Below are 23,228 nucleotides of genomic sequence, written 5' to 3' on the forward strand. Positions count from 1 at the left end.
CCTGCCAAGCCATCCATAATAAATAGGACATGCAGAAAGGATGACGGACAGGATGACCAGTTTAATTGAGGTTTTTGGACATGGCGGTGATGTGGAGACAGCCGCGGCACGTTTTGGAGGGAATGCTGCGGATTTCCTCGATTTTAGCGCGAACATTAACCCTCTGGGGCCACCTCGTGAAGTGCTGGAGGCTCTGGAACAAGGGTTGCATATGGTACTTCGTTACCCCGACCCGGGTCATCGTGCGTTCAAAAGATTGCTCAGTAACCGACTGGGTTTAACCCCGGATCACATATCTGTGGGTAACGGGGCGGCAGAAAGCATGGCTCTGATCTTACTTGGAATCGCGCCGCGTAGAGTAGGTACGGTAGAACCTGGTTTTTCGGAGTACAGTGCATTGTCCAAACAATTTGGAGCAGAAGTCCACCATGTTCAAGGACGGGAAGAACTGGACTGGCGAGCAGAACCGGAAGATATTGAGAAGCTGATGGAGCGAGTGGACCTGCTCTTCCTTGGACAGCCCAACAACCCGAATGGGGTACAGTATCCGGTGGACATTCTGCAACGGCTTGCACGTAAAGCAGAGGCAACAGGCACAATATTGGTTGTCGATGAGGCATTTATCGATTTTATTCCTGATTCACAGCGGCAATCGCTTGCACCCAGCTTGAAAGAGTATCCGCAAGTAATCATCATCCGCTCCATGACCAAGTTTTATGCGATTCCAGGCCTGCGTCTGGGGTATGCGCTGGGGCGTCCCGAACTGATTCATGCCATGACAGAGAAGCAGGTCACCTGGAGTGTGAATGGGCTGGCGCTGATTGCAGGAGAAGCTTGTCTGAGGAGTGGAAAAAGCTTTGAACAGGAGACCATGGTGCTGGTAACACACGAGCAGAAGAGATTAACGGAAGGCCTGAAGGCTTTGGGATGTAAGGTGACGCCAGGGGAAGCCAACTTTATATTGGCTGCTTTGCCAGAGCCGTGGACATCAGCATCGATGCAGGCTGCTCTGGGTGAACGCGGGATACTGATCCGAAGCTGCTCAATGTATCCGGGACTAGGGGAACGTCATGTACGCTTTGCGATTAAGGACGCGGAGGCTAACGGACGTTTGCTGGGAACAATGGGAGATATAATCGGGCTTAAAACGTCTACCGGATCAGAAGCAGGAGGACAGAACGATGGTACTGCCATTCTTTGATATTTATAAACGATGCACCGATGTACAAACAGACCATACCCATGCCGAATACAGATCTTCTGTGTGGCCGGGGCTAAGGATCTCTGCATATGAACGGCATATTAAAGCGTCAAGCCCCTCTGTTGTAAAAGCACTTTCAAGTGCTGTGTATGGAGGCGGCATGATTGAACTGGACCGCATATTTAACATCTATGTGGACAGACATTATCGCTGTGACGATCCACCTCGTGATATTGCCGATCTATTGAGTGAATGGCAAGAGCAACAGGATCAATGCGCGGGACTTCTGACTGCGGTTCGATTGAAGCACACAGCCATCCAGGAATACAAAAGCGATGAGTTTGGATTACTTTGCTGCACTACAGCAGGGGTATCCAACGCTGCGCGGGCAGGTTCTGCTAGAACTGTGTTTGATGCTGCAGGGAATGAGATCGGAAATGAGACAGGGCATGAGACTATGCCTCAGAAATATGGGAGGAGTTCGGTTTTAAGCTACACTCCCGGTACGATCAATATCATGCTGTGGATGAATGGGCGTATGACCGCTGGAGCGATGGTGAATGCCATTCAGACCGCGGTAGAAGCGAAGGCAGCTGCGTTAGCTGATTTTGGTGTGGTGGATTCAGAGAATGGTCTGACCGCAACCGGAACAACAACGGATGCCATCGTGCTCGCGGTGAGTCAGTCAGAAGAAGAAAGACCCCTCATCTGTTACGCCGGTACGGCTACGGTCATGGGTGCAGCCATCGGCAGGCTGGTGTATGACACGATAACGGAAAGCCTGCAAGCCGCGCAGGAGTGGAAAGAGGGGAGTAACAAGCCATGACATCTCTGCTGCATCAATGGGCTTCTTGGCCGTTCTGGATGGGAATGGCTGGAGCCTGGATTATTGTAGGAGCATACATATTGGATCGCTGCATTGGAGATCCGCGCTGGATTCCTCACCCGGTGATTGGCATGGGTAAGGCCATCTCTGCGCTGGAGCGAGTGATAAGGTCGCGGGTAGACTCGAACCAGGCTATCAAAAGGGCAGGCGTATTATTTCCCGTTTTGATTGCAGGCGGTTCTTTTGCAGTGACTTGGGGCTTGGTCTACCTGCTGGGTCTCATCCATCCTGTCGTTGCGATTGTGGCAGAAGTCGTGCTGATTGCAACCACCATTGCTTCCAAAGGTTTGAAAGACGCAGGTATGGAAGTCTACCGCCATCTGAGTCAACAGGATTGGCCTGCGGCGAGACGTTCACTGGGTATGATTGTGGGACGTGATACGGCCCATCTGGATGAACCGGAGGTTGTGCGGGGAACGGTGGAGACGGTTGCCGAGAATATCGTGGATGCCATTGTTTCTCCACTGTTCTATGCGCTGATTGGTGGTGCACCGCTTGCCATGGCCTACCGGGCCGTGAACACACTGGATTCGATGGTAGGTTATAAAAATGAAAAATATCTTCATCTTGGCTGGGCATCTGCCCGCCTGGATGATTGGGCCAACTGGATTCCCGCACGGCTTACCGCCTTGCTGTTGATTATGGGAGCCTGGTTCATGAAGATGGATGCCAGAGGTGCAGCGCGCATGGTATCCCGGGATGCAAGGCTGCATCCGAGTCCCAATAGCGGTTTTCCCGAGTCGGCGGTGGCCGGAGCGCTGGGTATCAGACTTGGTGGACATAACGTGTATCATGGCGTGGCTTCATTTCGGGCTTATATGGGTGAGCCTACAAGGCGGATGGAAGCAGAAGATATCGTGCGCACGACAAGACTAATGTTTTGGTCGGCAAGTTCTTTTGTTTTATTATGTTGGCTGGTCACCTTCGGGATATGGGCTGTTGGAGGTACACTGCCATGGACATAACTGCTGGACAAGGTGCAACGCAAAGCCGAGAGATTATTCTCATACGTCATGGTACTACGGCGTGGAACTTGGAAAAAAGATATCTCGGGCATACCGACATCAGTCTGTTGCCGGAGGCAGAACAAGAGCTAACTCCGCTGCGCAAGCAGTTTAGCAATGTCATCTGGGACGCCCTGTATTGCAGTGATTTGCTGCGTTGTCAGCAGACACTCGCAAACATTGCACCGTTTCAAGCGGGACAAGCCAAGCTTGATCCCCGCCTAAGGGAGATCGACTTTGGTAAGTGGGAGGGGCTGACCTATGAACAGCTCAAAGATAATCCAACGTACCGAGACTGGATTGATGCCCCGCAGGAGGTGACGCCCCCGAAGGGCGAGTCCTGGAAGGCATTTTCTGCGCGAATTGAATTATTCCTGGAGGAGCGCCTGTTGTCCTTTTCACCGATGCTGCATTCTCGCAGCATAAACATGCCAAAGGTAGCTGTGATTACGCATGGCGGTGTTATTCGTTATATGGTATCACGTCTCATTCCGGATCAGGGATTCTGGGATACGCAGGTGATACCAGGACAAGCGATAAAGATCCGTCTGGATGGCGATGGGGATAGCTGGATTGGGACCAGATTGACTTTTCCGTAAATCGGGTTGTAAGGATGTACAATATAACCTATAATCACAACAGAAGTGTGACTTAGCAAGTGCATCATCGGATACAGGAGCGGTAAGCCCTGCCAAGATGCAGAATGCTCACTTGAATGGTTAAACAATATCAGCGACCAAGGGTCCCGCGTGCATGCAGCAATGTTTTATGGGCCTATATGAGGCCATGAACGGCAAACGGGTGAAATAGGGAAGCCGGTGTAAATCCGGCACGGTCCCGCCACTGTAAATCAGGATGAATTCCTGTAAGTCAGGTTACCTGCCCTGGACGTTTTAAACCGGTGTTCCTTCGAGGAAAGGACAGCGTTTCGGGCATTTTTCTGTGCATATACAGCGCCAAGCTGACCATGTGCAGATCGCCACATGCGAGACGTCATCCCTGATCCTGACCTAAGGATTGGGGATTTTATTTTTTCGGAACACAAATTCAAGCGGAATTGGGACAGGAGCACTACTCACTAGAATGAACAGAGAAGGGGAGAATGAACACAATGAATTTCAAGACATGGAAAGGTGCGGCGTCCTTGCTAAGCGCAGCGATGCTGGCACTGGCTTTGGCCGGATGTGGTACAACGACAACGAACGAGGGAACAGGAAGCTCGCAACCTGCACAGGAGCAATCCCAAGGACAGGCACAAACGGATCTCAAAACACAATATCCAATCACAGTTACCGATGCTACAGGTGAATCGTTTACGTTTGACAAAGCGCCAGCCAAAATTGTATCTGTATCACCGGCTGAAACGGAATCCCTGTTTGCACTCGGATTGGACGAGCAGATCGTAGGGGTATCCGACTATGACGATTATCCGGAAGCAGCAACGAAAAAACCAAAAATGGGCGGCATAACGAAGCCTAACGAAGAATCAATCATTGCAGCTGAAGCAGACATCGTATTTACAGGTATTTCGATGAGCGAAGAGTCTGTGAAGAAACTGCGCGATTTGGGCATTACCATTTTCAAAACAAATCCCAAATCAGTTGATGATGTGATGACCAACATTGAAACCTTTGGTAAAATTACGGATCATCAGGAAAAGGCACAGGAGATCATCACCCAGATGAAACAGGACGTGTCTGATGTGACTGAAGCTGTGAAGGCGGTTAAACCGGAAGAAAAGAAAAAAGTATATGTGGAATTCTCCCCAGGCTGGACTGTAGGTAAAGGTGAATTCATGGATGAATTGATTACACTGGCCGGAGGTACCAACATAGCTTCCGACAAAGACGGTTGGTATGAAATTAACGAAGAGAATGTTATTGCTTCCAATCCGGACGTTATTCTGTATGCGAATGATGTCATTGATGAAAATTCCAAAACACTGGATCAAATCATCAAAGCCCGCAGCGGCTGGGATCAAATCACGGCTGTGAAAAACGATGCAGTCATCGGCCTGGATGCCAACCTGCTGAGCCGTCCGGGACCACGGGTAACCCAAGGTCTGAAAGAAGTAGCCAAAGCGATCTACCCTGACCTGTTCAAATGAGTAAGAAGCTGGCAGTGTACGGAATGGCCGGGATTGTGCTGCTTGTATTGACAGTGCTCATCTGCACTGGCATCGGTTCGGTTGCCCTGCCTGTCCGGGACATTGCAGGCATCCTGCTTCATCGCATTCCCTGGCTGGGCAACTGGATTGTTCCTGACTGGAATACAGCAGCAGAACAGATTATATGGAAAGTCAGGTTCCCACGCGTACTGCTGGCCGTACTTGTAGGTGCATCACTGGCGATTGCCGGAACGGGATTCCAGGGGGTTCTTCGTAACCCTCTGGCTGATCCGTTTACCTTGGGCGTATCGTCCGGTGCATCGGTGGGTGCGGCTTTTCTGATTTTTTTCGGATTGCAGTATGCGCTGATCGGGATCTGGACCTTGCCACTGGTCGCGTTTCTGACGGGAGTAATCACATTATGGTTTGTGCTGGCCCTCGCTCGTGAGGGACGCAAAATACCGACACACAGCCTGATTCTGGCTGGTGTGGTCATGCAAAGTTTTCTGGGAGCAGTCGTTTCCTTCCTGTCGACGATGTCGAAACAGACCATTAATGAAATTATATACTGGACGATGGGAAGTCTGGCACTGCGTGGGTGGTCGTATACGGCCATCCTTTTCCCGTATTTTGTGTTGGGACTGATTTTCCTCTGGAGTCGTGCGCGTTCATTGAATGTGCTTGCCCTCGGGGAGCGTCAGGCCGCGCATATCGGGGTTCGGGTGGATGGATTGAAGCTGTCCGTGCTTGCAGTGGGTACGCTGCTTACGGCAGGTGCAGTCTCCGTATCCGGCGTAATTGGTTTCGTTGGATTGGTCATTCCGCATATTCTTCGGCTGATCGTTGGGCCTGATTATCGCTTGCTGGTGCCTTTGTCCGCGATTGGTGGGGCCATCTTCATGGTCTGGGCAGACACAATTGCACGCTCATTACTGGCGCCGACCGAAATTCCGCTGGGTGTAGTTACGGCCTTTGTTGGAGCGCCATTCTTCGCGTATCTGCTGCACCGGAACAAAAAGCTGCGGAAAGGGATGATGCCATGACAGACCTTAGCGAGAGCATGCCATTGATCGAAGTCACGGGAGCAGGGAAAATGTATGGTAATCATCGGGCGCTGCATGCGGTGGACTGGCAAGTCACAGAGGGTGAATGGTGGGGCGTTGTGGGTCCGAATGGCAGTGGCAAATCAACCTTGCTTCAACTCCTTGCCGGAACCGAACAGCCGAACGCAGGCCGCATTCAGATTGATGGAAGGGACATTTCCTCATACACTCGTAAAGACTTGTCACGCATGATTGCCGTATTGCAGCAGGATGGTCTCCCGGCCATCTCTTATCCCGTAAGGGATGTTGTTGAGATGGGTCGATATCCTTACCAGAACTGGTTCGGAAAGGAACCGGCGGATGGAGCGGCAGTGGTCGACCGGGTACTCGAAGAATTGGGCTTGAGTGACATGGCCGAACGGCCTTTGGATGAACTTAGTGGCGGGCAGCGGCAGCGTGTTGCTCTTGCCAAAGTCATGGCCCAGGAGCCCAGACTGTTGCTGCTTGACGAGCCAACTACCTTTCTCGATATCAAATATCAATTGCAATTCATGGAGTTATTATCAGCGTGGCGTCAAAAAAATCATATTACAATTGTGGCGGTGCTGCATGATCTGAACCTGGCCGCCCAATTTTGCGATCATATTCTGGCACTCCGTGACGGGACATGCGTAGGGAATGGTACACCCCATTCGTTGATGACGGAAGAGAACATCTACAGGATATTCCATGTGAGCCCGGCCATGGTGAGTCATCCCGACAATGGATTGCCACAGCTGCTGCTGAGGCGGGAGAAGAAGTGAGTGAAGCGGGGGGCGACCCCCATATCTTGATGAAGGAAGTGCTGGCTGTATGAATAATGAACAGGTGTTGAAACAGTTAATGGGTCGGATCGTGGGTCCTAATCAAGAAGTCGCGGCTGAAGCCTCTGCACATGTGGATGCATTAACGAAGCCACCCGGCAGTCTGGGCAAGCTGGAACAGCTGGTTATTCGCCTTGCGGGGATCACCGGTAAGGCTCGGCCGTGCTTTGATCGAAGAGCTGTCATCGTTATGGCTGCGGATCATGGGGTGGTTGAAGAAGGGATTAGTGCTTTTCCTGCTGAGGTAACTCCGCAGATGGTGCTGAATTTCCTCGCTGGAGGAGCCGCTGTCAATGTCCTTGCGCGCCACGCTGGAGCGAATGTAATCTGTGTGGATATCGGCGTGAATGCCGATCTGGATCATCCGGACCTGGTCTCACGCAAAGTTCGCAAAGGCACAGCCAACATGGCGAAGGGTGCTGCGATGACCCGTGACGAAGCGATTGAGGCCATTCTTGCAGGAGTTGAAGTGGTCTCGGCTGAGGTAGAGAAGGGAACACAGTTGTTTGTCACCGGAGAGATGGGCATCGGGAATACAACTGCAAGCGCTGCGGTGATGTGTGCATTAACCGGGACAGCTCCTGCTTCAGCGGTGGGTCGGGGAACAGGTGTGGATGATGCCGGTTTGCAGCGCAAAGCCGCTGTGGTCAGCCAGGCTCTTAGCGTGAATGCTCCCGATGCAGGAGATGCACTCGATGTATTGTGCAAAGTGGGTGGACTGGAGATTGCCGGACTGACGGGTGTAATTCTTGCGGCTGCTGCAAACGGATGCCCTGTTGTTGTGGATGGATTTATCTCCACCGCTGCCGCATTAATTGCCAGACAGCTGGCTCCAGTGAGTACAGAATATATGATTGCTTCCCACACATCACATGAAAGTGGACATGCCGCGTTGCTTTGTGAACTTGGTCTGAAGCCCATGCTGGATCTCGACATGCGATTGGGTGAAGGTACCGGAGGCGTTCTTAGTCTTCATCTGATAGATGCGTCATGTCGCATTCTGAACGAGATGGCGACATTTGCAAGTGCTGGGGTGTCGGACGGCACGACGGAAACTCAACCTAATGATGCTTCATCCGCTTCTCCTGGTTCATCCGTTCAAGGAGAGGTATCTCCATGAGTGTACTTGTGACGGGTGGGGCGCGGAGTGGAAAGAGTTCATTTGCCGAGCGCCTCTGTATGCAGCGATCTTCTGAGGCCTGGTATGTTGCGACAGCTCAGGCCTATGATGACGAGATGCGCGAGCGTATACGTCTGCACCAGAACCAGCGGGATGAAGCAGGATATCTGTGGCATACGGTGGAGGAGCCACTGGCATTGCCTGAATTAATTACACGAATGGGAGAGTCCCATATGGGTGCGTCTGCACCGACCATTCTGGTGGATTGTCTGACACTGTGGTTGACCAATGTGCTGTTAGCTCATGAACATGAACCTGAGCAGGTGCTGTACGATCATATGGATGCGCTGGTAGCAGCCATTCAGTCGTATCCGGGTCTACTTGTGCTTGTCACCAATGAAGTGGGCGATGGCATTGTACCCGAGTATGCGCTCGGCCGAAGATATCGGGATTTGGCAGGTATTCTCAATCAGCGGATTGCCGCGATTAGCCGGGAAGTGTTTCTGGTGACTGTGGGTATTGCGATTGAGCTGAAAAGCAAGGAGTACCGTTTATGAGTAAAGGAGACGTTGAACAAAAACATGCGGCTGCGGCCGCTTTTCAATTTCTGTCCCGTTTCCCGGTAAAAATGCAGCTTGATTTCGTCCCGCCATTATTGCGGGAGAGTGTGGTGTACTACCCGCTGGTCGGTGCGGCCATCGGATTGTGTGTCTGGCTGGGCGGAGCCCTGACGGGTGCGCTGCTTCCATCGTTTCCGGCAGCGGTATTAACCTTGACGCTATGGGTATGGTTAACCGGGGGTCTTCATCTGGATGGTTGGATGGATACGGCAGACGGGCTGCTCAGTTATCGCACCCGTGAGCGAATGCTGGAGATTATGAAAGACAGTCGTGTGGGGGCCATGGGCGTGATCGCTTGTGTCCTGCTGTTGATGATGAAAGCAGCTTTGATTGCTGATTTTATCGCACGTGGCAACTGGGCCTACGGAGCTTTGCTCATCCTGCCGATGATCTGGAGCCGCTGGTTCATGGTGTATGCCATGGCGGCTTGGCCGAATGCCCGCAAGGACGATGGACTTGCTGTCCTGTTCAAGGGATTGGGAGAGCGGAGGGAAGTCCAGCGTACACGCAGCTCTGCGATAGGGCTGACCCTTCTGGCAGGAGTTATCACGTTGGCGGCGGTATGGATATTCCAGCCGGATACAACCATGTTCCAGTTGCTTGCGACGGAGAATGGATTGGGGACGTTACCATGGTGGTTATATCCCGTTGCAGCGATTATCTCGGTGCCACTGGCTGGATACGTGATAGGCAGATTCGTTGCCGGGCGCATCAGCGAAAGGCTGGGTGGACTTACAGGGGATACGTATGGAGCCATGAATGAGTTACTGGAGGCTGCACTGCTAACCGTACTTAGTCTGTTGCAGGGATTCTTTTTAATATAACGCTGAGAGCTGAGGTGAGGGAACGTGGAAGGTACGTCTGCACAAACGGCGGCAGTATTAATGCTGCAAGGAACGGCATCGGATGTGGGGAAAAGCGTAATTACGACGGCCTTGTGCCGGATATTTAAGCAGGATGGCTTCAGGCCAGCACCGTTCAAATCACAGAATATGGCTTTGAATTCCTACGTCACCGAAGACGGCAAGGAAATCGGCAGAGCCCAGGGAGCGCAGGCTGAGGCGTGCGGCATTGAAGCGACGACGGACATGAATCCGATTCTGATCAAGCCGATACGGGATATGCATTCCCAGATTGTGGTGCACGGTGTACCTCTCGCACAGATGAGTGCGTGGGACTATCGGCAGTATTTTCTGCCCGAAGCCAAACAGACGGTCATGGATGCGCTGAATCGGTTACGTGGGACGTATGATATCGTACTAATGGAAGGCGCCGGAAGTCCTGCGGAGATCAATCTGAAGGATCGGGATATCGTTAACATGAATTTGGCGGGCTGGGCAGATGCTCCGGTCATTCTGATCTCGGATATTGATCGTGGCGGCGTATTTGCCTCCATTGTAGGCACACTGGAGCTGCTTGAGCCACATGAGGCTCAGCGTGTGAAAGGGTTCATCATTAACAAGTTTCGTGGCGATCTATCCTTGCTGCAGCCAGGGTTGGACTGGCTCGAAGAACGGACAGGCATTCCCGTACTAGGCGTATTACCTTACATAAGCGATATTCAGATCGAAGCGGAGGACTCGGTGGTGCTCGACTCGATGCGTCACGGCAAATCCGGTCAGCAGGAGCTTGACCTTGCGGTGATTCGTTATCCGCGTATTTCCAACTTTACTGATTTTGACGCACTTTCCCGGGAACCGGATGTGAATGTGCGATACGTGACTTCTCCCGATGAACTGGGGCATCCCGATGCCATTCTGCTTCCGGGTACGAAGGATACAATTGGAGATCTGGCATTTCTACGTGCTTCCGGACTGGAGCAAGCGATTGCCAGCCAGACAGAGCGTGAACATGTTCAACTTGTGGGCATATGTGGTGGGTACCAGATGCTTGGGCAACATCTCAAGGACCCCTTCGCTGTTGAAGCGAATCAGGTTCAGGAAGCGAATGGGCTTGGATGGCTTCCACTCTCTACAACGTTTCTCCTGAACAAACAAACGGTAAGAGCCTCCGGGCATGTACACGGCCTTCATCCAATTCGTTTGCACGAGGAAAGCGTTACAGCAAGCTCGTTGTCCATCGAAGGTTACGAGATTCATATGGGTGTTACCGAGTGTCATGATCCTGAACGTGTAACTGCCTTGTTCGAAATCGCCCATCCGGGTGGTCAGCCCTTCAATGAAGGCTGGGGCACAATGGACGGCAAAGTGTGGGGAACGTACCTGCATGGTTTGTTTGAAAGTGATCAGTTCCGGCGTTCGTGGCTTAATGGTCTTCGTGAAGGAAAAGGGCTTGCTCCGCTGTTGGAGACGTACAGTTCCCGGGAACGCAAGGAAATGGAGTTTGACCGTGTAGCCGAATCATTACGCTCTTCATTGGATATGCAGCGTGTGTACGAGATTATGGGTGTTCAGGCACCTGAATAAGATGCGTCCCAGCATATTGTCCAAAAGAATACCCCCATGGTGCAGCCGTTCCTTATAACCTGGAACGATACTGAACATGGGGGTATTTGCATATTCTGATGATATGATTTGATTAAATGTGGGAATGATGGGTTAATGGTATACCTGTTAGTTTATTTTGAAGTTCTTCATGGCGGATTGCAGTTCTACGGCTTGTTCATGCAGATGGCGAACGGTGTTCGAGTGTGAATCCATCTCGCTGAGTTGAAGATCCGCTGTAGAAGCAATTTGCTGCATGCTTTGACGGGACTTGGACGTAATCTGAGCCGTTTCTTCCACGGATGCACTGACTTCTTCAGCTCCGGCAGATACTTGCTGAGTAGATGCGGATACCGTCTGAATCGTCAGATTTACGTTCTGGATCAATTCGTTAAGCTGCTGGAACGCGGAGCCTGCCTGCTGCACCACATGAGAACCTGATCCAATCTCCTGGGTAACCCGATTCATGGCATCAACCGAACGTTCGGCATCTTCACGAATGGTACTCAAGTAGTCGGAGATTTCCTCTGTAGCTGTCTTGGATTGTTCAGCTAACTTGCGTACTTCTCCGGCAACGACCGCGAACCCGCGTCCATGCTCTCCAGCGCGTGCTGCTTCAATGGAAGCGTTGAGGGACAGCATGTTGATCTGTTTCGTGATTTCAAAAATGGATTGAACGATGGTACCTATGGCGATCGAACGCTCGTTCATTGTTTCCACATAACGCAGAGATTCGTTTGCGGTCTGACCCACACGTTCCATTTGCTGAATGGCATCCTGAGCCAGACGGTTACCATTAACCGCTTCGGTCGCAGCATCTCCGATTTGCTCGGATACTTCGGCAGAAGAAGAGGCAATATGCATAATGCCCTGCGTAATTTCTTCCATGGCTCTTGCATTTTCGGCTGCGCTGGAAGCGATACTTTCACTGCCTTTCTCCACACTCTCAGCAGAACGGCTGGAATCTTTCACCATATTGGACATGGATTCAACCCGCTTGAGCAGATCATTGGAGCCTTCCACAACCTCATTGGACGTAGAGAGGGCACGGCTAATCATTTCTTTCAAATTATGAGTCATTGTCTGGAAGCTTGAAGCGAGCTGTGCGATTTCATCCTTGCCTCTAATCTGAAGTTCTGCGGTCAAGTCACCTTGTGAGATCTGTTTGCTATGTTGAACGAGCTGGATGATCGGTTTGGTTACTCTTTTGATCATGCTTGTCGAGATAAGCCATCCAAGCACAAAGACCAATGCCGTAATACCGAGGCATAACCAGAAAATCTGGGCAATTTTGTCCTGGATGAACTGTGCATCCATACTTACAGCCATGATCATGTTACTTCCTGCTATTGGGATAAAGGCTGCTTTATGTACACCGAAGGAATCGGAATAAACCTCGCTGATTTCCATTTCTTTCTTCTCAGTGGCTGTATTCATTGCTGCGTCTACGTCTATTTCATCTCCGGCTTTCATGCCTGAGGAGGCGTTCGCGATCACAACGGTAGCTTTATCTTCCTGGACAGCTACAACATAGGCCGCGTCCAAATTATGCTCTTTTGCTTTACCAGCCAAATAGGATTCAACGGTCAGTGCCGCTCCATCCGAACCCGCGCCGCCACTTTGCACCTGCAATATTTTGGAGGCGGATGTATTCTTGTATATATCCTGAATGGACGTATTAAGGACCTTGTCGAACTGCGGAAGCACGTAGCTTTGCATGATATTCATGGACACGGCGTAGAAACTGATACTGAACAACAGGGAAGCAACCAGCAAAACGAGGAACAATGTGCCTCTGATTTTACCGGCAACGGTGCGATTTCGAAACATATAATCATCCTTTCACGTCATGTTCATTAACATTGTCGCTTTTCCGTCATCGTAAGACTAAATACCAACGAAGAAAGGCCTAATTTTCACGTTGAGAAAACTTGGGAATAAGCGGATATACCTATATTACAAAATTAACCTGAGGTTGAATACTATAATTTTCACGATTTCGTGTATTTTTTTCAGAAATAGATGAATTAATTACATACATATTACATAATATCAATTAATACCTACCAGAATAGTTTGTTATGTGATATATTGTTGAATATCGCTTTTGAGCGAGTAGAAAACCGAATATCCGGTTACTCACACTGAGGAGGATTTATACAAATGAATACCTTTTTAATCATTTTGAATGTCGTGGTTATGCTCGCTCTTCTGGGTGTCCTGTTCTGGATGCAGAAGAAACATGTTTCCTTTACGAAGCGTGTATTTGCGGGTCTAGGCATTGGAGTCGTATACGGCGTCATTCTGCAACTGATTTACACATCTGATTCTGACATCATTACCAAGTCGGTCGATTGGTTTAATCTGGCCGGTTCAGGATATGTTCGTTTGTTACAAATGGTCGTGATTCCATTGATTATGGTTTCCATCATTTCGGCCATCATGAATTTGAAGGGCAAGCAGAATCTTGGCAAAATGAGCCTTTCGATTATCGCCATCCTGCTCATCACGACGGCGATTGCCGCAAGCGTGAGCATTGTGACGAGCTTGAGCTTCAACCTGACTTCCATTGAGATTGAGGGTGGAGACAGAGAGCTTGCCCAGGGGCAGAAGATGGAGGAACGTCTCGTTGACGTGAAGGATCAGACGATTCCACAGCAAGTACTGGAGTTCATTCCGTCAAATCCGTTCGCGGATATGACCGGAGAACGTCGTACATCCACGCTGGCTGTTGTTATTTTCTCGGCCTTTATCGGAGTAGCAGTACTGGGACTGGATCGCAAAAAACCACAGCAGGCGGAAACGTTCCGCGGCATGGTTAATGCGGTATATGCGGTGGTTATGCGGATTGTAACACTGGTGCTGAGGCTGACCCCTTACGGGATTCTGGCACTGATTACGAAGGTAACCGCAACAACGAACCCGGATGAGATTCTGAAGCTGATCAAATTCGTCATTGCTTCCTACGTGGCGTTGATCGTCATGTTCATCATCCACCTGATTATTATCTCCCTGTTTGGCTTCAATCCTATTACGTATGTGAAAAAGGTTCTGCCAACGCTGATATTTGCCTTCACATCCCGTTCAAGTGCGGCAGCGATTCCGCTTAACGTGGAGACACAAACGAAGAGACTGGGCGTATCGGACGGGATTGCGAACCTGTCGGCAAGTTTCGGGGCTACGATTGGTCAAAACGGCTGCGCCGGGATCTATCCGGCCATGCTGGCGGTCATGATTGCTCCTACGGTCGGGATCGACCCGATGAGCTGGGACTTCATCATTACTCTGATCCTGGTGGTCGTGATCAGTTCATTCGGCGTAGCCGGTGTGGGCGGCGGGGCAACCTTCGCTTCCCTGATCGTGTTGTCCACGATGAACCTGCCGGTAGCTTTGGCAGGCTTGCTGATCTCGGTTGAGCCGCTGATCGACATGGGCCGTACGGCGTTGAACGTGAACGATTCGATGACCGCAGGTCTCGTATCCAGCAAAATTCTGAAAGAAAACGATCAGGATACATTCAATGATCAAAGCCATGATCTGGATTCCGCCGTTCAGGCGTAATGGATTCGGGCTTACTTTTCACCTCTGACATGCAGGTGGATGTGTAATTACCATAAGCTGGATCAGCCGTCCTTCGGGTTAACCCGGAGGGCGGTTTTTTGCATCGAAGAACAAGTTGGAGTTATTTAGTGCTGTTCAACCATGAAGAAATGTGATAGAGTATTCATGTTTTGGCCCGGAGCCAAACCGCGGTTCGTAACCATCCCGCGTAATCAAAACTAGGAAGGCAGTGTATTATTCGTGTTTAATTTAGGATGGGGAGCGCTTTTTGTTCTCGTAACGTATGGCTTTTTTCTGTTGTGTTACCGCTTGTTCGGTAAAAAAGGTCTTTATGCCTGGATCGGTGTGGCAACAGTCATTGCCAACATACAGGTGACCAAAACGATAGATATTATGGGTATCGTTCTGACGCTGGGCAATACGATGTATGTCAGCATGTACCTGACCAGTGATCTGCTCAATGAGAAGTATGGACCAGGTGAGGCACGTAAAGCCGTATGGTTCGGGTTCTTCACATTGATCATGACGACAGTTCTGATGCAGATGGTGTTGTTCTTTGAGCCCGCATCGACGGACTTTGCACAGGAGTCGATGGTGAAGCTGTTTGGTCTGCTGCCACGTCTGGCACTCGGAAGTCTGTCAGCCTATTTCATCAGTCAGTTCCTGGATGTGCGACTGTACAGCTGGCTGCGCAAGGTGGCGCCAGGGCGCAATCAGTTGTGGATACGTACCAACGGCAGCTCGATTATCAGTTCGTTTGTGGATACGCTGGTATTCTGCACAATCGCTTTTGCGTTCATTTATCCATGGGATGTCTGGCTTGAAATTTTCCTGACGACGTACGTGATCAAATTTGTATTGACCGCGGTAGGAACGCCGTTTCTATATGCTGCACGAAGCTTTAAATTCAAGGATGAAGCCTAGATTCGCAGGTAAGTCTGTCCGCATAATGCTGAATCCAAACACAAAAGTCCCGCAAAACCATGCTTTCATGGTTTTGCGGGACTTTTGGTTATGGCACCCTATTTTCTTCAGGAAAACCGAATCGCGAGGGGCCTGATCCCAAAAAGGATTAGTCCGTCAGGATTTGCAGCTCTTTCGGATAGGACGTCAGCACCTCAACGCCAGTTTCTGTCACAAGTACATCATCCTCGATACGTACACCGCCTGCGCCGGTTACATATACGCCAGGCTCAATCGTAAATACCGTACCTTCCTCCAGAATGTCCATGTTCTGCCCATGCAGGGAAGGATACTCATGCACGTCAATACCCAATCCATGCCCGACTCTGTGCAGGAAGCGCTCGCCATACCCGGCTTCTTCCGTAACCTGACGTGCAGCACGGTCAATCTCCGCACAAGTAACGCCAGGTTTAACTGCGCGAATGGCAGCTTCGTTTGCTTCGAGCACAGTATTGTAGATCGTTTGGAGTTCAGGTGAAATGTCACCAAAGGCAAATGTGCGCGTAATATCCGATGCATACCCACCCGCGTATACACCCATATCAAACATCAACAGATCCCCGTGTTGGAGCTTGCGGTCCCCCGGTGTGCCATGTGGCAGACCTGTTTTTGGCCCAGTGAGTACCATGGTATCGAAGGAAGGACCGTCTGCACCCAGTTTTTTCATCTGATATTCCATCTCGGCAACCAGTTCAATCTCGGTAACGCCTGTACGAACGTGGGAAAGTCCCTGACGAAGTGTCTCTTCGATCAGATGGATGGCGTGGCGAATACGAGCGACTTCATCCGGTGTTTTTTTCACACGCAAGGTGCGAAGCAGAGGACCGACATCTTCAAAGTTGGCAGCGCCCAGCGCGGCGGTCAACTGTTCATAACGTGCGACCGTCACGTATTCTTTTTCGAGACCTACGCGGCCCAGACGCCCCTGATAGCGCTCAAATAAGGCGTAAGGATTGTCCGTATCTGTATGCGTGGCGATGTTGGATACCGAAGAAGCGGCTGCGGCAGCCTCCTCGTCGAGTGCAGGCACGATCAACAGCGGCTCTTCACCGCGTGCGAGAACAAGCCCGAGGAAACGCTCATGCGGATTGCTTGCAAAACCTGTTAAATAGTAAATATGTTTCGGATCTGTAATTAGCATGGCGTCCAATCCTTGTGTAGACAGACCCGCTTCCAGCCGGGATAAAGGAGTTTGATTCATGAGTGTATACATCCACCTTTCAGTTCGTTCTATCTTTCTATTATAGAAGAATATCGGGGAATTCCAAATGGGAGACCGTGATGCCTGGAAAATAGCTTTAATTCTCCGTTTAAGTGGCAGAAGGGAAGGGTAATACAGGGCGAAACCGCGTAGGGTTGCTTACTTGCTCGCTTATTTACTTACTATGGATTGGACAGTTCTTGAAACTGGGATTACACGATATAACAACGACATTAGAAGGGAGATATATTCATGAATAATCGACTAAGCGTTCCGTTGTATGCTTCGTTACTCAGTATAGCTTTGCTAACTGCATGTGCTTCGGCTGACCCGACGACAGAATCGCAGCAGACCGGGGCAGGTCAGGAGCAGACAACGGAAGGTGGCAATAACGGTGCGAGTGGTGGGGAAGAGGAAACAGACGAAAATGCTGTAATTCCTTACGAGGCTTCCGTGCTGGTCGACGGACTCCATGTGCCCTGGGAGTTGGTTAGTGTGCCTGATGGGCGAATGTTTGTAACGGAGCGACCTGGCACCATTCGGGTAATCGAGGATGGAGAGCTGTCACCTGAACCGCTGATTGAATTTGCTGCTCCGTTTAATGAAGAAGGGGAAGGTGGCTTGCTCGGCCTTGCTGCTGATCCGAACTTTGACAATAATGGCTACCTGTATGCATACCATTCCTATCTTGAAGGCGAGGACATTGCCAATCGGGTATTGCGCTTGAAGGTGAGTGATGGGAAGGCGACTATAGACAAAGAGCTGCTCAGTAACATTCCTGGCGGGATGAATCACAATGGAGGGCGAATCAAGATTGGCCCGGACAATCTGCTCTATATTACGACAGGTGAACGATATGAACCGGAGCTGGCCCAGAACAAAGACAGCTTGGGTGGCAAAATATTGCGGATTGGTCTCGACGGATCGATCCCAGAAGATAACCCGTGGCCGGATTCACCGATCTACAGTATGGGACATCGGAATGCACAGGGACTGGCCTGGAACCCGGACAGTGGCTATCTGTATGCCACAGAGCATGGACAGCGTAATTTTGATGAAGTCAACCGGATTGAAGCTGGCGAGAATTATGGCTGGCCTGAAGTGGAGGGAGACGATGATGACAATGGCACATATCAGGCCCCGCTTGCCCATAGTGGAAATGAAACATGGGCTCCTTCGGGTGTATCCTTTATAGAGGAAGGACCATGGGCTGGATCACTGCTTGCTGCCAATCTGCGGGGCGAGCAGTTGCTCAAAATTACGTTGTCAGAGGATGGCACACAAGTAACGCAGGTGGAACCGATTTTTGAAGACAAGTGGGGGCGTATTCGCAATGTAACTGCCGGGGAAGACGGGAAGTTATATGTGCTGACGAATAACCGGGATGGACGTGGCTCTCCGCGTGATGGAGATGATCAATTGATTGTTCTTTCGCCGCAGAGTTGAGAGTAGATTAGGGTGAAAAAGATTGTATTAATCGAACATGCCCTCGTGATTATCAAAATAGAAAAGGGGTTGTCCCGCCATATTCATTCATGACGTATGGGACAGCCCCTTCGCTTCATTATTTAATTAAATATAACTTAGTCGCACGTACCAATTAGTCGGCGCTTTCCGCGAGTTCGGCGATGCGCCGACCGGGCTCATCGGTGTACTCACCACCATGATAACAAAGCACTTTCTTCAGCTTCAGGCCGAGAAGCCTCTGCAAGCTGCGCAGTGCTTCAGGCATGTCCGGTGTCGCGGGTGGAGCAGGACCCACCAATTCATCATCGACCACACGTAATTCATCGGCAGCAAGCAAGAACTGTTGCTCCCGGATGTACAGGCAGATATGCCCTGGGGTGTGCCCTGGTGTATGAATGACCTGAATACCGCCTTGTAGAGGCAGCATGTCACCGTCCTCTAATACTTTGGAAATGTTGAACTCAGTCCGTTGTGAGATCAATTGTTCCGCCAGCTCCGCTACGGGTGCAGGCAGCAACGCCTTGCGTTCCGGAGTGAATTTGATCATGGGCTGTTTGCCTGTGATATACGGAATTTCATCGCTATGCGCCCAGATTTCCACATCTGGAACAGCACTTACAAGGGCACCAAGGTTACCCATGTGGTCTATATCGGAATGTGTTAAAATAATGCGCTTGATATCAGACAACTGAACGCTTTCATGCTCCAGTGCGGACTGAAGCTCGGCGAATTGGCCAATCATGCCTGTATCCACAAGCGTAACGCCATCTTCATCGCGCAACATGACAGGGTAGATCGGGTTTTTCCCCGCAGGTGTGACAATATGAAGATGTAGAATCGTAATATCCATGGATTGATTGTTCATATATGTTTCCGGATCGAATCCGGAGCACCTCCTCGTGTAGGACCATTTTCCATTTTGCAATAATATTATGCATTCGTTAATTCTCTGGCTGATTATATTTCAAGTATTTTCTATATTTCTTCACTGTATCCAGGATGAATTCAAACTCTTGTTGCGCATCGTGATTCTCTCTGATGATGGAAGCATAAGAAAAGTTGGAATGAATAAGTTTATTTCTAAGTTGAAACACTTTGGCTATTTCTTGTTCAACGTTCTCCTCTCCCGATTTCAAGGAAAGGTGATGACTTTTCAATTCAGCCTGAAGGATTTCGATATTGGATAACGAACGGTATGCAGGATTTTTCATCAACTGGATCGAATTAAACTTCTTTTGGTACGTTTGTTGGTATAGATGATTCAGCAGGTCTTCAATAATGGTGCATAATTCAATCGTCCATGAACTATATTTTCGTTCTTTCCGTTTTTGGATAAGCTCACCGATCTCTTTATCGTTTCGCTGGAGATGTTGAACTTCCTGCTCGATCAGTGCAATCTCATGTTTCGCTTCTTTTTTCAGTTTCTTGAAGTCTTCTTTGGTTAACATACGTATCCTCCCTCTAAGACCAATATGTGATCTTTCAATTATCTCATATTGACGGCAGCAGTGCTTAGAAAACAAGAAGACGATTGTCCCAAAATAGGAAGAACCTTTGGTTCAAGAAAGGAAGTACCTGATGTCCATTCCAACAGCAATTGTTACGGGAGCCAACTCAGGAATGGGTCTGGCAACTACCATTGAACTTGCAAGGCGAGGATATCGCGTAATTATGGCGTGCCGCAGCGAGAAACGCGGACAGCAGGCTCTGGAGGAGGCATTGCGGCAGTCCGGTTCTTCTTCCATTGAACTGATGCTGTGTGACCTGGGATCCCTGGAAAACATCCGTCATTTTGCTCAATCTTTCCGTGAGCGTTACGGCACACTCGACGTTCTCGTTAATAATGCAGGCGTCGTCATGTTGAAGCGCCAGGAAACCTCGGACGGTTTCGAGCAGAGCATCGGCATTAACCATCTTGGACATTTTCTGCTTACCTTACTCCTGATCGAACCTTTGAAGGCTGCGAAGCAGGGGCGCATTGTGAATGTTTCGTCAGGTGCTTACAAAGCCGGCAAAATCCATTTTGAAGATCCCCATCTGCACAAAGGCTACAATCCAATTAAAAGTTATGCCCAATCTAAGCTGGCCAATGTGTTGTTCACCCGTGCTCTGGCCCGTAAATTGGCGGATACCCGGATTACGGTGAACTGCTTGCATCCCGGTGCGGTTGGCACAAGTATTGGCGTAGATCGCAATACCGGGTTTGGCACACGTATTATGGCTTTGGCGGGCAAGCTGCCCTTTTTTCTCTCTCCTGAAGAAGGAGCGCAAACGGCTATCTATCTCGCGACAAGTCCAGAAGTCGCAGGGGTAACTGGACGTTACTTCTATCAGCAGAAGGAACAGCAACTGAAAGCTCATGCTCAAGATGATTCAGCCGCGGAGCGTTTCTGGACATGGAGCGAAGAGCAAGTCGGACTCAGACCCGAAGAAAAATTGTAATTGCGAAATTCAATGCAGAAGGGGCTGCCCACAATGAAGTCACAAATTAGAAGCGAAGAAGCCCCTTCCACCTCAGACTGTCTGTTTTTACGATCGGATTAGACTACAGCTTACAGCTAATGTCTGATCGATCCGCTCAGGCTTTGGCCTTCACGGCCTGCTGAATCAGCTCAATAAATGCTTCTATCCGCTGAATGCCCTGATCGCCCTGACCGTATGCACGGACAGAGGCGGATGAGGCATTTTTCTCATTTTCCCCGAGTACGAGCGAGTAAGGTACCTTTTCCATCTGGGCTTCACGGATTTTGTAGCCGAGCTTCTCACTGCGCAAGTCTGTTTCTACCCGAATGCCGGCAGCCCGCAGCTGGCTCTGTACTTGAAGTGCATAGTCTGCGTAATGATCCGACACTGGCAGCAGCTTCACTTGCACGGGCGCGAGCCAGAGTGGAAACGCACCGGCATAATGTTCAGTCAGAATACCGATGAAACGATCAATTGAACCATAGATGGCACGGTGGATCACGACTGGACGGTGTTTCAGGCTATCCTCGCCAATATAAGTGAGATCGAACTTCTCGGGCATTTGAAAATCGAGCTGAATTGTTCCGCACTGCCAGCTGCGCTTCAGTGCATCGAGAATGTGAAAGTCGATTTTCGGACCGTAAAAAGCACCGTCACCCTCGTTAATGCGGTATTTCACACCGCGCCGATCAAGTACATTTTGCAGTGCACGTTCTGCCTGATCCCACAGCTCTTCCGATCCCATGGAATCGTCCGGGCGAGTGGACAGTTCGATTTTGTACTCGAATCCAAAGATGTCGTACATGCGTCCAATCAATGAGATCGCCTGATTGATCTCATCCTCAATCTGTTCTGGCATCACATAGAGATGCGCATCATCCTGGCAGAAAGTCCGTACCCGCATCATGCCGTTCAGGGCTCCAGAGAATTCATGGCGATGAACCTGACCGAATTCCATCATTCGAATCGGAAGCTCGCGATAGGAGTGGAGTGTATTTTTGAAAATCATCATATGCCCGGGGCAGTTCATCGGTTTCAGTGCAAAAGTGGCATCATCCACTTCGGAGAAATACATGTTGTCCTTATAGTGGTCCCAGTGACCGGATTGCTCCCAAAGACGGTTGTTCATCATGAGGGGAGTCCGAACTTCCTGATAGCCTTCATGTAACTGCAACTCACGGGAGAATTGCTCCAGTTCTGTACGGACAGTCATGCCTTTGGGCAGATAGAAGGGCATGCCGGGTGCTTCTTCGGAGAACATGAACAGTTCAAGTTCTTTGCCCAGTTTGCGGTGATCCCGTTTCTTCGCTTCTTCGAGCATGTGCAGATGTTCATCCAGTTGGGATTTACTCGGGAAAGCAGTGCCGTAGATGCGTTGCAGCATTTTATTATCCGAGCTGCCCCGCCAGTACGCACCAGCCACATTCAGCAGCTTGAATGCCTTGATTCGGCCAGTGGACGGGAGATGGGGACCGCGACACAGGTCGAAAAACTCTCCTTGATCATAAATCGAAAGCTCGGCATCCTCTGGCAAATCCTGAATAAGTTCGAGTTTATACGGGTCCTGAATCTCTCCGAAGATGCGGAGGGCTTCTTCCCGGCTAACCACCCGGCGGCTAATCTTTTCATTTTCTTTTATAATTTTGTTCATTTCATGCTCAATGCCAGCCAGATCACTAATGGACAGGGCATGCTCCAGATCAACATCGTAATAGAATCCATCTTCAATGACAGGCCCGATGCCCAATTTCACTTGTTCCGCACCGTAGATGCGTTTGAGAGCCTGTGCGAGTACATGAGCTGTGCTGTGTCGGTAACGATACAGACCTTCCGCGCTGTCCAGTGTAACGATGACGAGTTCGCAGTTTTGTTTCAGCTCCCAATCGAGATCGACATTCTTGCCATCTACTATACCGCCAATGGCCTGTTTGCCCAGACTTGTGCTGATGGATGAAGCGACCGCTCCGACAGTAATGCCTGCGTCGTAAGAACGTACAGCTCCGCCTTGCAGGCGAATTTCAATCGGATTTTTAGGTTGCTGTTGCTCATTCGATGGGTTGCTGGATGGGCTGTTTTTATTCGGATTACTCATGTGGACCACTCTCCAATACTCAAATTTGAAGCGCAAAAAACACCCGTCCCGGAAAAGGGACGAGTGCGCTCAGCTCGTGGTTCCACCCTAATTTGGTTATGAATACTCCTGAACACGACCAGCCGCCGCAAGCAAGAAACATCATAACCCTCATTGGAATCCGTTATCGGGGATCAGGCGGTGAGCTCTACTG

General features: G+C 50.1%; 20 protein-coding genes and 1 riboswitch. Of the genes, 15 read left to right on the top strand and 5 right to left on the bottom strand.

The window, feature by feature from the left end; genetic code table 11:
• Nucleotides 1–52: 52 nt before the first annotated feature.
• The 11 genes from cobD (at nucleotide 53) to ACFTRD_RS03340 (ending at nucleotide 11,270) form a co-directional block, all read left to right on the top strand.
• Entirely contained in the window at nucleotides 53–1,201 is a 1,149-nt protein-coding gene (cobD, locus tag ACFTRD_RS03290; protein WP_379377718.1) for a threonine-phosphate decarboxylase CobD, read from the top strand.
• Complete coding sequence (locus tag ACFTRD_RS03295; RefSeq protein ID WP_379377719.1) at nucleotides 1,182–2,027, top strand: adenosylcobinamide amidohydrolase; 846 nt, start codon at nucleotides 1,182–1,184, stop codon at nucleotides 2,025–2,027. The genes cobD and ACFTRD_RS03295 overlap by 20 nt, the downstream gene beginning before the upstream one ends.
• A gap of 44 nt (nucleotides 2,028–2,071) precedes the next feature.
• Nucleotides 2,072–3,052: an adenosylcobinamide-phosphate synthase CbiB gene (gene cbiB / locus ACFTRD_RS03300; RefSeq protein ID WP_379381152.1), complete on the top strand. Its 981-nt coding sequence runs from the start codon at nucleotides 2,072–2,074 to the stop codon at nucleotides 3,050–3,052.
• Nucleotides 3,043–3,690, top strand: coding sequence for a histidine phosphatase family protein (locus tag ACFTRD_RS03305; protein ID WP_379377720.1), 648 nt, complete (start codon nucleotides 3,043–3,045; stop codon nucleotides 3,688–3,690). The genes cbiB and ACFTRD_RS03305 overlap by 10 nt, the downstream gene beginning before the upstream one ends.
• Nucleotides 3,691–3,855: 165 nt before the next feature.
• Nucleotides 3,856–3,992, top strand: a riboswitch (cobalamin riboswitch).
• A gap of 201 nt (nucleotides 3,993–4,193) precedes the next feature.
• Nucleotides 4,194–5,198: an ABC transporter substrate-binding protein gene (locus ACFTRD_RS03310; protein WP_379377721.1), complete on the top strand. Its 1,005-nt coding sequence runs from the start codon at nucleotides 4,194–4,196 to the stop codon at nucleotides 5,196–5,198.
• Complete coding sequence (locus tag ACFTRD_RS03315) at nucleotides 5,195–6,241, top strand: FecCD family ABC transporter permease (RefSeq protein ID WP_379377722.1); 1,047 nt, start codon at nucleotides 5,195–5,197, stop codon at nucleotides 6,239–6,241. Before ACFTRD_RS03310 ends, ACFTRD_RS03315 begins: the two co-directional genes overlap by 4 nt.
• The gene (locus tag ACFTRD_RS03320; RefSeq protein ID WP_379377723.1) at nucleotides 6,238–7,044 is read left to right on the top strand and encodes an ABC transporter ATP-binding protein; all 807 of its coding nucleotides are present in this window, start codon (nucleotides 6,238–6,240) and stop codon (nucleotides 7,042–7,044) included. Before ACFTRD_RS03315 ends, ACFTRD_RS03320 begins: the two co-directional genes overlap by 4 nt.
• A 49-nt stretch (nucleotides 7,045–7,093) precedes the next feature.
• Nucleotides 7,094–8,224 carry a nicotinate-nucleotide--dimethylbenzimidazole phosphoribosyltransferase gene (gene cobT / locus ACFTRD_RS03325; RefSeq protein WP_379377724.1) on the top strand — a complete coding sequence of 377 codons (1,131 nt, stop codon included), beginning with the start codon at nucleotides 7,094–7,096 and terminating at the stop codon, nucleotides 8,222–8,224.
• Entirely contained in the window at nucleotides 8,221–8,781 is a 561-nt protein-coding gene (gene cobU, locus ACFTRD_RS03330) for a bifunctional adenosylcobinamide kinase/adenosylcobinamide-phosphate guanylyltransferase (protein WP_379377725.1), read from the top strand. The genes cobT and cobU overlap by 4 nt, the downstream gene beginning before the upstream one ends.
• A complete protein-coding gene (gene cobS, locus ACFTRD_RS03335) occupies nucleotides 8,778–9,668 on the top strand; it encodes an adenosylcobinamide-GDP ribazoletransferase (protein ID WP_379377726.1) in 891 nt (296 codons plus the stop codon). The genes cobU and cobS overlap by 4 nt, the downstream gene beginning before the upstream one ends.
• Nucleotides 9,669–9,728: 60 nt before the next feature.
• The gene (locus tag ACFTRD_RS03340; protein WP_379381154.1) at nucleotides 9,729–11,270 is read left to right on the top strand and encodes a cobyric acid synthase; all 1,542 of its coding nucleotides are present in this window, start codon (nucleotides 9,729–9,731) and stop codon (nucleotides 11,268–11,270) included.
• Between the two features lie 147 nt (nucleotides 11,271–11,417).
• Here the strand turns inward: ACFTRD_RS03340 and ACFTRD_RS03345 are convergent, their stop codons facing one another.
• The gene (locus tag ACFTRD_RS03345) at nucleotides 11,418–13,118 is read right to left on the bottom strand and encodes a methyl-accepting chemotaxis protein (RefSeq protein WP_379377727.1); all 1,701 of its coding nucleotides are present in this window, start codon (nucleotides 13,116–13,118) and stop codon (nucleotides 11,418–11,420) included.
• A gap of 333 nt (nucleotides 13,119–13,451) precedes the next feature.
• On the opposite strand from ACFTRD_RS03345, the gene ACFTRD_RS03350 reads away from it, so the two are divergent.
• Nucleotides 13,452–14,849 carry an L-cystine transporter gene (locus tag ACFTRD_RS03350; protein WP_062326839.1) on the top strand — a complete coding sequence of 466 codons (1,398 nt, stop codon included), beginning with the start codon at nucleotides 13,452–13,454 and terminating at the stop codon, nucleotides 14,847–14,849.
• A 240-nt stretch (nucleotides 14,850–15,089) separates the two neighbouring features.
• Nucleotides 15,090–15,773, top strand: coding sequence for a queuosine precursor transporter (locus ACFTRD_RS03355; RefSeq protein ID WP_379377728.1), 684 nt, complete (start codon nucleotides 15,090–15,092; stop codon nucleotides 15,771–15,773).
• A 148-nt stretch (nucleotides 15,774–15,921) separates the two neighbouring features.
• Here ACFTRD_RS03355 and ACFTRD_RS03360 read toward each other — a convergent pair whose 3' ends face one another.
• The gene (locus tag ACFTRD_RS03360) at nucleotides 15,922–17,013 is read right to left on the bottom strand and encodes a M24 family metallopeptidase (protein ID WP_379377729.1); all 1,092 of its coding nucleotides are present in this window, start codon (nucleotides 17,011–17,013) and stop codon (nucleotides 15,922–15,924) included.
• A 252-nt stretch (nucleotides 17,014–17,265) separates the two neighbouring features.
• Between ACFTRD_RS03360 and ACFTRD_RS03365 the strand changes: the two genes are divergently transcribed.
• Nucleotides 17,266–18,459: a PQQ-dependent sugar dehydrogenase gene (locus ACFTRD_RS03365; protein WP_379377730.1), complete on the top strand. Its 1,194-nt coding sequence runs from the start codon at nucleotides 17,266–17,268 to the stop codon at nucleotides 18,457–18,459.
• Nucleotides 18,460–18,613: 154 nt separating this feature from the next.
• Here ACFTRD_RS03365 and ACFTRD_RS03370 read toward each other — a convergent pair whose 3' ends face one another.
• Both ACFTRD_RS03370 and ACFTRD_RS03375 read right to left on the bottom strand, forming a co-directional pair.
• Entirely contained in the window at nucleotides 18,614–19,345 is a 732-nt protein-coding gene (locus ACFTRD_RS03370; protein ID WP_379377731.1) for an MBL fold metallo-hydrolase, read from the bottom strand.
• Between the two features lie 76 nt (nucleotides 19,346–19,421).
• Nucleotides 19,422–19,928 carry a hypothetical protein gene (locus tag ACFTRD_RS03375; protein WP_379377732.1) on the bottom strand — a complete coding sequence of 169 codons (507 nt, stop codon included), beginning with the start codon at nucleotides 19,926–19,928 and terminating at the stop codon, nucleotides 19,422–19,424.
• Between the two features lie 130 nt (nucleotides 19,929–20,058).
• Here ACFTRD_RS03375 and ACFTRD_RS03380 point away from each other — a divergent pair, with 130 nt between their 5' ends.
• Entirely contained in the window at nucleotides 20,059–20,922 is an 864-nt protein-coding gene (locus ACFTRD_RS03380; RefSeq protein ID WP_379377733.1) for an SDR family oxidoreductase, read from the top strand.
• 136 nt (nucleotides 20,923–21,058) lie between these two features.
• Here the strand turns inward: ACFTRD_RS03380 and thrS are convergent, their stop codons facing one another.
• Nucleotides 21,059–23,035: a threonine--tRNA ligase gene (thrS, locus tag ACFTRD_RS03385; RefSeq protein WP_379377734.1), complete on the bottom strand. Its 1,977-nt coding sequence runs from the start codon at nucleotides 23,033–23,035 to the stop codon at nucleotides 21,059–21,061.
• Nucleotides 23,036–23,228: the final 193 nt, after the last annotated feature.

Origin of the sequence: Paenibacillus sp. NPDC056933, assembly GCF_042674385.1 — a bacterium.
GTDB lineage: Bacteria > Bacillota > Bacilli > Paenibacillales > Paenibacillaceae > Paenibacillus.